A 9,832-nucleotide genomic window follows, 5' to 3' on the forward strand; every position below is an offset into this window, starting at 1 on the left:
TCGCCATGGACGTGACCGACCTCCGCATTGCCCTGTTCAGCGGGAACTACAACATTACCCTGGACGGGGCGAACAAGGCGTTGAACCGGCTGGCGGAATACCTCCTGCGGCAAAATGCCGGCCTGCGGGTCTATTCCCCCACGAGCGCCAAACCGGCCTTCCCGCCCACGGGCAATCTTGTCAGCCTGCCCGCGGTGCCATTCCCCGGGCGGGGCGAATACCGTTTCCCGCTGGGCCTGTCGGGCGCGGTCAAAGCCGATTTGGAGCGCTTCGACCCCAATGTGATCCACATTTCCTCGCCCGATGTCAGTGCGCGCGCCGCCGTGCGCTGGGCCCGGGCGAAGGGCATCCCGGTGCTGGCCTCGGTTCATACCCGCTTCGAAACCTATCCCCGCTATTATGGGGCAGGGTTCCTCGAAGGGCTGGTCGAACGCTATCTGCGCAGCCTTTATCGCCAGTGCGATGCGCTGGTGACCCCAAGCCAGTCGATGGTCGATGTCCTGCGCAGACAAGGGATGAACGAGGACATATCGATATGGTCGCGGGGGGTGGATCGTACGATCTTCACGCCTGCGCGGCGGGATCAGGCCTGGCGGCAATCGCTGGGGATCGGCAGCGACGAGATCGTGATCGCCTTCCTCGGCCGTCTCGTGATGGAAAAGGGCCTCGACGTCTTTGCCGAAGCGGTGCGCCTTTTGGGCGAAGAAGGCGTGGCGCATCGGGTGCTGGTGATCGGAGACGGTCCGGCACGTGGCTGGTTCGAAAAGGCCATGCCAGGCGGGATATTCGTGGGCTTCCAGGGGGGTGCGGACCTCGGCCGCGCCTTGGCCAGCGCCGATATCTTCTTCAATCCAAGTATCACGGAGACCTTCGGCAACGTCACCCTCGAAGCGATGGCTTGCGGATTGCCGGTGGTTGCCGCGGGGGCGACGGGCAGCACTTCGCTGGTGGATGACGGAACGACGGGCACGATCGTCTCGCCCCCCGCCGCGGCGCCCTTTGCCAGCGCCCTGGCGAAGTATGCGAAGGATGCCACCCTGCGCCGAAAGCATGGCGCCGCGGGCGAGGCGAAGAGCCGGGAATACGCCTGGGATGCGATCAACCAGACCGTGGTCGATACCTACCTGCGGCTGCAGCCCACGCCGGCCGCCGCAAGATAGGCGCCTGACCGACTATTTCAGCGCAGGACGCCCCGCTCGCGCATCCGCCAGGCATAGACCAGCGAGGCCAGCGTGATCGCCCAGATCGCGACATTGAGCAGCGGGTTGCTCAGGTCCTCGGGAACATCGGTGAAGGCCTGCTCGAACAGGGTTGTCCCGATCAGCCCGACGATCGAGACCGCGAATGCCGCGACCGCCCATCGCGAACGCAGGAGCAGCAGGACACTGCCCAGCAGCGCCCCCCATACGCCCAGCGCCCATACCGCATTGGCCCAGGCGGGAAAGCTGTTGAAATAGGCGATCTGATCGCCCGTCATCCCGAGGCTTTCCAGACGGCCCAGTCTGGTCATCAGATAGCTCGCCGCGCCGATGCCATTCCAGAGCAGCGTCGCCACCCCCACCGCCCACAAATGCCACGGTGCAGCCGTTCGTGCGTTCATGTTCGCTCTCCCCCAACCTGCGCCCCTCCCTGCGACGATAGCAGAAGATGGGAATCGGCAGCAAGCGTCCCTGTGCAACCGCCGGCGGGGCGCCTACATCTGCGGGTGATGAGCGATCTCTTCCCAGATACCCTTGCCGCAAATGCGGCGCCGGCGCCTGCTCCGGTCGACGCTCCGCTGGCCGACCGGCTGCGCCCGGCAAGTCTCTCGCAGGTTATCGGGCAGGATCACCTCACCGGAACCGAAGGCGCGATCGGGCGGATGGTCGCCGCGGGCCGGCTGTCGAGCATGATCCTGTGGGGGCCGCCCGGCACCGGGAAGACCACCATTGCGCGCCTGCTGGCCGATAGCGTGGGAATGCGGTTCGAGAGCGTATCAGCGGTGTTCAGCGGCGTGGCCGATCTCAAGAAGGCGTTCGCCGCCGCAGACCAGGCGGCGACGGCGGGGCTGCGCACCCTCTTGTTCGTCGACGAAATCCACCGTTTCAATCGCGCCCAGCAGGATGGTTTTCTCCCCTTCGTCGAGCGCGGCACCGTTACGCTCGTCGGCGCGACGACCGAGAACCCAAGTTTTGCCCTCAATGCCGCCCTGCTCAGCCGGGCCCAGGTACTGATCCTCCAGCGACTCGATCACGCGGCGCTCGATCAACTCCTCGGGCGGGCGGAAGGTCTGGAAGGCCCCCTGCCCCTCACTCCCCCCGCGCGCGAGGCACTGGTCGCCAGCGCGGATGGCGACGGGCGGTTCCTCCTCAATCAGGCCGAAACGCTCTATAACGCGAGGCTCGATGCACCGCTCGACCCGGCAGGGCTCGGCCGGTTCCTGCAACGGCGGGTGGCGGTCTATGACAAGGACCGCGAGGGGCATTACAATCTCATCTCCGCGCTTCACAAGGCCGTGCGCGGATCGGACGTGCAGGCGAGCCTCTATTACCTTGCGCGCATGCTGACTGCCGGCGAGGAACCGCGCTTTCTCGCCCGGCGACTGGTCCGCATGGCGGTGGAGGACATCGGCATGGCCGATCCGCAGGCGCTGGTGCAGTGCATGGCCGCGCGCGATGCCTTCGAGTTCCTGGGCAGCCCCGAAGGCGAGCTCGCGCTGGTGCAGGCGTGTATCTATCTTGCGACCGCGCCCAAGTCGAACGCAGCCTACAAGGCGCAGAAAGCGAGCTTCCGCTCGGCCCGCGAGACGGGGAGCCTGATGCCGCCCGCCAACATCCTCAACGCGCCGACCAGGCTGATGAAGGACATTGGCTATGGTTCGGGCTACACCTACGATCACGATGCCGGAGAGGGCTTCTCGGGCGACAATTACTGGCCCAAGGAGCTCGAGGCGCAAACCTATTACGAGCCGGTCGACCGCGGCTTCGAACGCGAGATCAGGAAGCGGCTGGATTACTGGGATCGCCTGCGCAGCGAACGTGACTAGATTCGCCCACTTTCTCGCCATCGATTGGTCGGGCGCGAAAGGCACGCGGCACAAAGGCATCGCCGTGGCGCTGGCAGATATGGCCGGCGGGCCTCCCATGCTGGTTACCGGCGAGGGCGGCTGGAGCCGGACGGATGTGCTGTCCTTCCTCGCACGCGATTTGCCGCCCGCCACCCTCGTCGGTCTGGACCTTGGCATTGCGCTACCGCATGCCGATTGCGGGGCCTACTTCCCAGGCGATCGGGACACGCCTCGCGATGCACCCGCCCTGTGGCAACTGGTCGACGACGTCTGCCGGAACGAACCCGATCTCGGCGCCAATGCCTTCATCGACCACCACCAGTTTGCGCCGTTCTTCCGCCGGCATGGCGGGCGGGAGGGAACGTCCTTCCGATGCGATGGCGCCGCGCACGGGCAGGGCCGGTTCCGGGTTACGGAACGCGCCCAGGCCGCCATGGGCTGCAAGCCCACGTCCAACTTCAACCTGGTCGGCGCGGCGCAGGTGGGCAAGGCCAGCCTGACGGGGATGCGGATGTTGCATCGGCTGCGCGGCCAGTTGCCGGTCTGGCCAGTCGACGCCCTGCCGGACGAAGGCTCCGCCATCGTCGAGATCTATACCAGCCTGGCGGCACTCGAAGCCGGGCGCCGTGCCGGCCGCGCCAAGATGCGCGACCACGAGGCGCTGAACGCGGCCCTCGCCGCGCTCGGTTCGCTGCCGGTCGCAGGTTGCGGACCGATCGACGACCATTCATCGGATGCACTGGTCACGGCAGCCTGGCTGCGCCGGGTGGCGGATGATCCGCAGCGCTGGCAACCGCTTGGACTGAGCGCACAAGTCGCGCGAACCGAGGGGTGGACTTTCGGCGCGTTTTAACCGAAAGGCGCGGCCCTGCACCCAGCGCAATTGCCGGCTTAGCTCAGTTGGTAGAGCAGTTGATTTGTAATCATCAGGCCGGGGGTTCGAATCCTCCAGCCGGCACCAGGGTTTCGCCGCCATGCATTTTCTCGATCAGGCCAAGATATTCCTGAAATCCGGCGCCGGTGGTCCCGGCGCGGTCAGCTTCCGGCGCGAGAAGTATATCGAATACGGCGGTCCCGACGGGGGCAACGGGGGCAAGGGCGGCGACATCGTGTTCGTCGCCGTTGCCGGTCTCAACACGCTGATCGACTTTCGCTATGCCCAGCATTTCAAGGCCAAGCGCGGGGCGCACGGCATGGGCAAGGACCGGACCGGCGCCGGGGCCCCGGACCTCGTCATCGAAGTGCCGGTGGGCACCCAGATCCTGTCGGAAGACCGCGACGAGGTGCTGGTCGACTTCACCGAGGTCGGCCAGAAGGTGGTCTTCCTCGAAGGCGGGATGGGCGGACGGGGCAACGCCAGCTACAAGACCAGCACCAATCGCGCGCCGCGCCAGCACCAGCCGGGCGAAGCGGGGCAGGAAATGTGGGTCTGGCTGCGGCTGAAGCTGCTGGCCGATGTCGGCCTCGTCGGCCTGCCCAATGCCGGCAAGTCCACCTTCATCAATCAGGTTACCAATACCCAGGCCAAGGTCGGCGACTATGCCTTCACCACCCTCGTTCCCAAGCTCGGCGTGGTGCGTCACCGCGGCCGCGAATTCGTGCTGGCCGATATTCCCGGCCTGATCGAAGGCGCTGCCGAAGGAGCCGGCATCGGGGACCGGTTCCTGGGGCATATCGAACGCTGCCGGGTCCTGATCCATCTGATCGACATCGCCGGCAGCGATCCGGCAGAGGCCTATCGCACCGTCAACGGCGAACTTGCGGCCTATGGAGCGGGGCTCGACAGCAAGCCGCAGCTTGTCGCGCTCAACAAGCTCGACCTTGCCGATCGCGAACTGGGCGAAGGGTTCGCCGACGAACTACTCGCCGCGGGGGCCGACAAGGTCTTCGCGGTATCGGGGGCCACAGGCCAGGGGATGGACGCGTTGATGGATGCCGTCCTTGCCCACCTGCCCGAAAGCACAGCGACCGAAACGAAGGCCGCGCCGGTCGAGGACAGCGACGATGCCGAGGCCAGCGAATGGTCACCGCTGTAGGCGAAGGCTTGTCAGCCCCCGTCGCCCTCACCGGGGCGACGGGCTTTGTCGGGCAGGCGGTCGTCGATGAGGCGCAGCGGCGGGGCGAGCCGGTCCGCGCCCTGACGCGGCGCAAGTCCGCCCCGCGCGAGGGGGTCGAATGGCTTGCCGGAACGCTGGACGACGAGGAGGCTCTCGACCGGCTGTGCGCTAAAGCTGCGGCGGTCGTCCACGTCGCCGGGCTGACCACGTCCCACGATCCTGCCGCCTTCGCCGCTGCCAATGTGGAAGGTACCCGCAGACTGATCGCCGCGGCCAAAGCGAGGCGCATTCGCCGCTTCGTATTTGTCTCCAGCCTCTCGGCCCGCGAGCCCGGCCTGTCGGCCTATGGCGCATCCAAGGCCGAAGCCGAGACGCTGGTGGAAGACAGCGGGCTTGACTGGGTGATCGTCCGGCCGCCCGGAGTGTATGGCCCGCGCGACGTCGATTACTTCGAGATGTTCCGCAGCGCCCGGCTGGGTTTTGTCCCCCTGCCGCCGCGCGGTGCAAGCTCGCTGATCCATGTCGACGATCTGGCCCGCTTGCTGCTCGATCTCGTCGATGCACCCGAGGCGCTTGTCCGGCATTCGATCTTCGAGCCCGACGATGGGCGCGAGGGGGGCTGGTCCCATCGCGAACTGGCGCGGGCGATCGGTGCCGCGACAGGTCGCCGGGTCTTTGCGCCTCACCTGCCGGCGGGCGTGATGCGCCTGGCCGCTCGGGCGGATCGGCTGGTGCGCGGTCGCCGTGCCCGGCTGACCGAGGACCGGGTGTCCTACATGGTGCATCCCAACTGGGTTGCCCGAACGTCATTGCGGGTCCCGCCGGCCTTGTGGCAGCCCCGGATCGACACACAGCAGGGCCTGCGCGACACTGCGCGGTGGTATCGCCGCGAAGGCTGGCTCTAGCTCCGCTTCTCGCGTTCGCGGCCGAGCAGTTCGATCAGCTGGTCGAGCTGGTCGCTGTTTCGCAGGCGCAGGTCGCGCTGGGGATAGGGAATCTCGATCCCGTTGTCCTTGAACAAGCGCCACAGGTTCTTGAGCACCGCACTGCGCACATTGCCGACCCCTTCTTCGGGATCGACGATCCAGCAGTGGATGACGAAATTGACCGAATTGTCCCCGTACGCGTCCATCCACACCGAAGGCGGAGGGGTCTTGAGCACTCGCTCGCATTCGTCCGCAGCCTGCAGCATCAGCTTCTCGGCGACATCCATGTCGGTATCGTAGCTGACCCCGACCGGCACCTGCATCCGCACGTTGCGCGAAGAATAAGACCAATTCTCGACCTGGTTGATCATCAGGTTTTCGTTCGGAATCAGGTATTCGCGTTGATCGCGGGTGGTGACGGAGACGGCACGGACGCCGATCTTGCGGATCTGGCCGAAGGTTTCCCGCCCCGCACTGTCGCTGACCGCGATCACGTCTCCAGGCTTGATCGACTTGTCCATCAGCAGGATGATCCCCGCAATCAGATTGCCGAATGTCTTCTGGAGCCCGAACCCGATGGCCAGCCCGAAGGCGCCGGAAAAGACCGCCAGTGCCGTCAGATCGATGCCAAGCAGGTCGATCCCGATCAGCAGCGCACCGGTCCAAACGAGGATCGTGACGATTTTCTCGAGCAGCACCCGCTGCGCCATGTCGAGCCGGGTCAGCCGCCGGACTGCGCGCCGGGCGAGCCGGCTGAGAAACCAGGCCGCCGCGACCACGCCGAGGATGATGGCGGCGACGATCAGCAGATCGAACAGCGAGATCCGCATATCGCCCAGCCGCAGGGCGAACTCATCGAGCTTCTCGATATACGAGCCGAACGTCGGGTTGGACGCGCTGACCGCTTCCTTGATGCCGTCCGCCGCCGCCACCGACTGTTCGGGGTCTTCGACAACCGGGCGTGACGGCCGTGGTGCAGGTACCGGAGCGGACATGATTACCTTTCGTTCAGCGCGGCAAACCCGCGTTCCAGATCGGCGACGAGATCGGCCGGGTCTTCCAGACCGATCGACAGCCGTACGCCGAGCGCTTGTTCATTTCGGGCCAAGCCCCATTGCGGGGGAGGCCATGCCATCACCTCGCGCACCGGGGGCACGTCGAACGGCAGGGCGAGACTCTCGAACCCGCCCCAGCTGTAACCGATCCCGAACAATGTAAGCGCATCGATGAACCGGCAGCGGGCACGGTCCTCGCCGGTTCGCAGGGCAAAGCTCAGAAGCCCGCAGCCACCGGTGAAATCGCGGCGCCACAGATCGTGCCCCGGGGCGCCCGGCAACATCGGACACATGACCGCGGCGACCTCTCCCCGCGCATCGAGCCAGCGCGCGATGTCGGTCGCACTGCGGATCGTGCGCTGCAACCGCAGGCCCATCGTCCGCAGGCCCCGCAATGCCAGCGCCGCATCGTCCGGCGAGACGACGTGACCGAGTTGCTGCGCCATCTGACGCAGACGCGGATACCATTCCCGGCCTGCGCTGGCCGCGCCCATCATAAGGTCCGAATGGCCGCCGACATGCTTGGTGAGCGCGGTTATCGCGATGTCGCAGCCATGCCGCAGCGCAGGGAAGCCGAGCGCGGTGGCCCAGGTGTTGTCGACAAGGCTGACCGCACCTTTGCCTCGCGCGATCCGCGCAAGCTCGGGAATGTCGCACACCTCCATCGTCAGGCTGCCGGGAACTTCCAGCATGACCGCGCGCGTCCGCTCGCAAAAGGCAGCCTCGTATGCCGCAAGGTCGAGCGGATCGAAGAAACGCGTTCCGACGCCCATTCGCCGCAGCAGACCGGTGGCTGCGGAACGCGTGGGGTCATAGGCGTTGTCCGCCACCAAGAGCACGTCTCCCGGACCGACGACTGCCAGCAGGGCGCCGACGATCGCGGCAAGGCCACTGGGATAGAGGACGGTGCCGGCCGCCCCGGGCTCGAGTTCGGTCAGCGCGTCAGCCAAGGCCCATTGGGTCGGCGCGCCGCGGCGCCCGTAGAAGAAGCGCCCGTCTTCGTTCGACTGTCGTCCTTCGCGCAAGGCGGCGCAATCGGCATAGAGATGCGTACTTGCCCGCCAGACCGGCGGATTGACGACGTGCGCGGCGAAGTCGCCAGCCCGGCCGGCGGTGACCAGCCTTGTATCGGCCGCAATGCCGCCGGGCGGCGCCTTCATGTGCGCGCCGGCCCTTGTTCCTTCGGCGTGGCAGGGTCGCTGCCCCATTCGAGCCAGCTTCCATCGTAGAGCGCCGTGCCCCGATGCCCCGCCCGCTCCAGCGCGAAGAACAGGACCGCAGCCGTCACGCCGCTGTTGCAGCTGGTGACGACTGGGCGATCCGGGGCGACGCCGGCTTGCGCAAAAACCTGCGCGATCTCTTGTGCGGGGCGATAGGTGCCGTCGTCGTTCAGCACGCTGACGAAGGGGACGGAACGGGCGCCCGGGATATGCCCCGCCGAACCGCTGCCATCCTCGCCGGCAAACCGTGCCGCATCCCGCGCGTCGACCACCTGTTCCGCCTCCGATCCGAGATTGCCGAGAAGGTCGGCCTTGCGGCGCACGATCGGCTGTGCGTCAGGCACCGGATATTCGCTTGGCCGAGGTTCGTTTCCGGCGCCGCTTTCGCATGGCCCGCCTGCCGCCTGCCATGCGGCGAAGCCCCCGTCGAGGATCGCGACCCCCTGATGGCCGTAGAGGCGGAACACGAACCACGCGCGCGCGGCCGAGCGCACCACACTGTCGTCGTACAGGACGACGCGGGTGCCCGGCTCAATGCCCAGCCTGCGCATTCGCGCCGCGAACTGTTCGCCATTGGGCACCGCTTTCGGAACGGGCGAGCCTTCGTCGATAAAGCTTTCGAGGTCGAGGAAGCGGGCACCGGGAATATGCGCCGCGGCAAATTCCGCCCGCGCATCGCGCACCGCATCGGGGAGGTGCGCCGTCGCGTCGAGCACGAGGAGGTCGTCCGACCCCAGTTGCTGTTTGAGCCAGGCACTGTCGACAAGGATATCCATCCTGTCCTGCTAGCGCCCTGTGCCCGCGCTGTCGATGTCAGTCCAGGGCGCGGGCGGCGACGGGTGCATAGCTTCGCGGCCCGTCATCGAGTCGGAATGGCGCGACCCGTTCGCCCCCCGGGATGCCCTGTCCGATCACGAAGGTTCGCACGACTGGCGCATCGCCCTCGCGATCCAGCCGCACCCGCAACAGCGGCACGATCAGCGATGCGCTGCCCTGGCGGATGATGCGCGCTTGGGCGAGCGGGATCTGCAACCTTCCCTGATGGCGAACCGTCTGCCCGGGCGAGATGCGGGCAAAGACATGCCGCTGTTCGAGCGACTGCGCCGTCGAGGCAAGCTGGCTCTCCATCGGAGCGCCGCCATGCGCGGTGACGAGATCGGCGCTGAGCACGATATCGCCCGCCGCGCTCGCCGCGCGGTTAAAGAGAGTCACCTGATAATCGAGCGTGGCATAGGCCATGGAGCGGGTGAGCTTCACCGCATCGGCCGCCAATTGGACATCGGCCAGTCCCGCGCTGGGACCGGTGCCAACTTGCGGCCGTTCGATTTCGGGCACCGTGCCGTCCGGGCGCCGCCGACGCAGCACGACGAAGGCACCGGCTGCCACCAGCAACGCGGCCAGCCCTGCCAATGCGGCAAGAGGAAGGCCTTCGCCCGCATCGGCGTCGGCTGTCGCGGGCACGCCCGCAGGCGATGATGCCGCGGGCAAGCTCGGTGCCGGCAATGCCGCGGGCACGACCGGATACAAA

General features: G+C 66.9%; 9 protein-coding genes, 1 tRNA gene and 1 pseudogene. 6 read left to right on the plus strand and 5 right to left on the minus strand.

Features of this window, described 5'->3' with window-relative positions:
• Window positions 1-5 precede the first annotated feature (5 nt).
• A complete protein-coding gene (locus tag ACHFFA_RS05885; protein ID WP_394269912.1) occupies window positions 6-1,160 on the plus strand; it encodes a glycosyltransferase family 4 protein in 1,155 nt (384 codons plus the stop codon).
• A 17-nt stretch (window positions 1,161-1,177) separates the two neighbouring features.
• Here ACHFFA_RS05885 and ACHFFA_RS05890 read toward each other — a convergent pair whose 3' ends face one another.
• On the minus strand, window positions 1,178-1,600 hold the full coding sequence (locus tag ACHFFA_RS05890) for a hypothetical protein (protein ID WP_394269913.1): 423 nt from the start codon (window positions 1,598-1,600) through the stop codon (window positions 1,178-1,180).
• A 108-nt stretch (window positions 1,601-1,708) separates the two neighbouring features.
• On the opposite strand from ACHFFA_RS05890, the gene ACHFFA_RS05895 reads away from it, so the two are divergent.
• The 5 genes from ACHFFA_RS05895 (at window position 1,709) to ACHFFA_RS05915 (ending at window position 6,008) form a co-directional block, all read left to right on the plus strand.
• Entirely contained in the window at window positions 1,709-3,025 is a 1,317-nt protein-coding gene (locus ACHFFA_RS05895) for a replication-associated recombination protein A (RefSeq protein ID WP_394269914.1), read from the plus strand.
• Window positions 3,018-3,899, plus strand: coding sequence for a hypothetical protein (locus tag ACHFFA_RS05900; RefSeq protein WP_394269915.1), 882 nt, complete (start codon window positions 3,018-3,020; stop codon window positions 3,897-3,899). Before ACHFFA_RS05895 ends, ACHFFA_RS05900 begins: the two co-directional genes overlap by 8 nt.
• 32 nt (window positions 3,900-3,931) lie before the next feature.
• A tRNA-Thr gene (locus ACHFFA_RS05905) sits at window positions 3,932-4,007 on the plus strand.
• A 13-nt stretch (window positions 4,008-4,020) separates the two neighbouring features.
• Complete coding sequence (gene obgE / locus ACHFFA_RS05910; RefSeq protein WP_394269916.1) at window positions 4,021-5,082, plus strand: GTPase ObgE; 1,062 nt, start codon at window positions 4,021-4,023, stop codon at window positions 5,080-5,082.
• A complete protein-coding gene (locus tag ACHFFA_RS05915; RefSeq protein WP_394269917.1) occupies window positions 5,067-6,008 on the plus strand; it encodes an NAD-dependent epimerase/dehydratase family protein in 942 nt (313 codons plus the stop codon). Before obgE ends, ACHFFA_RS05915 begins: the two co-directional genes overlap by 16 nt.
• Here the strand turns inward: ACHFFA_RS05915 and ACHFFA_RS05920 are convergent.
• The 4 genes and pseudogenes from ACHFFA_RS05920 to ACHFFA_RS05935 all read right to left on the minus strand — a co-directional run.
• On the minus strand, window positions 6,005-7,024 hold the full coding sequence (locus ACHFFA_RS05920) for a mechanosensitive ion channel family protein (RefSeq protein WP_394269918.1): 1,020 nt from the start codon (window positions 7,022-7,024) through the stop codon (window positions 6,005-6,007). The genes ACHFFA_RS05915 and ACHFFA_RS05920 overlap by 4 nt on opposite strands.
• Window positions 7,025-7,026: 2 nt before the next feature.
• A complete protein-coding gene (metC, locus tag ACHFFA_RS05925) occupies window positions 7,027-8,244 on the minus strand; it encodes a cystathionine beta-lyase (protein WP_394269919.1) in 1,218 nt (405 codons plus the stop codon).
• Window positions 8,241-9,080 carry a sulfurtransferase gene (locus ACHFFA_RS05930; RefSeq protein ID WP_394269920.1) on the minus strand — a complete coding sequence of 280 codons (840 nt, stop codon included), beginning with the start codon at window positions 9,078-9,080 and terminating at the stop codon, window positions 8,241-8,243. The genes metC and ACHFFA_RS05930 overlap by 4 nt, the downstream gene beginning before the upstream one ends.
• A 37-nt stretch (window positions 9,081-9,117) precedes the next feature.
• Window positions 9,118-9,832 (minus strand): annotated as a pseudogene (locus tag ACHFFA_RS05935) (hypothetical protein); the annotation flags it as partial.

It is taken from the genome of Qipengyuania sp., from assembly GCF_043423005.1.
Classification (GTDB): domain Bacteria; phylum Pseudomonadota; class Alphaproteobacteria; order Sphingomonadales; family Sphingomonadaceae; genus Qipengyuania.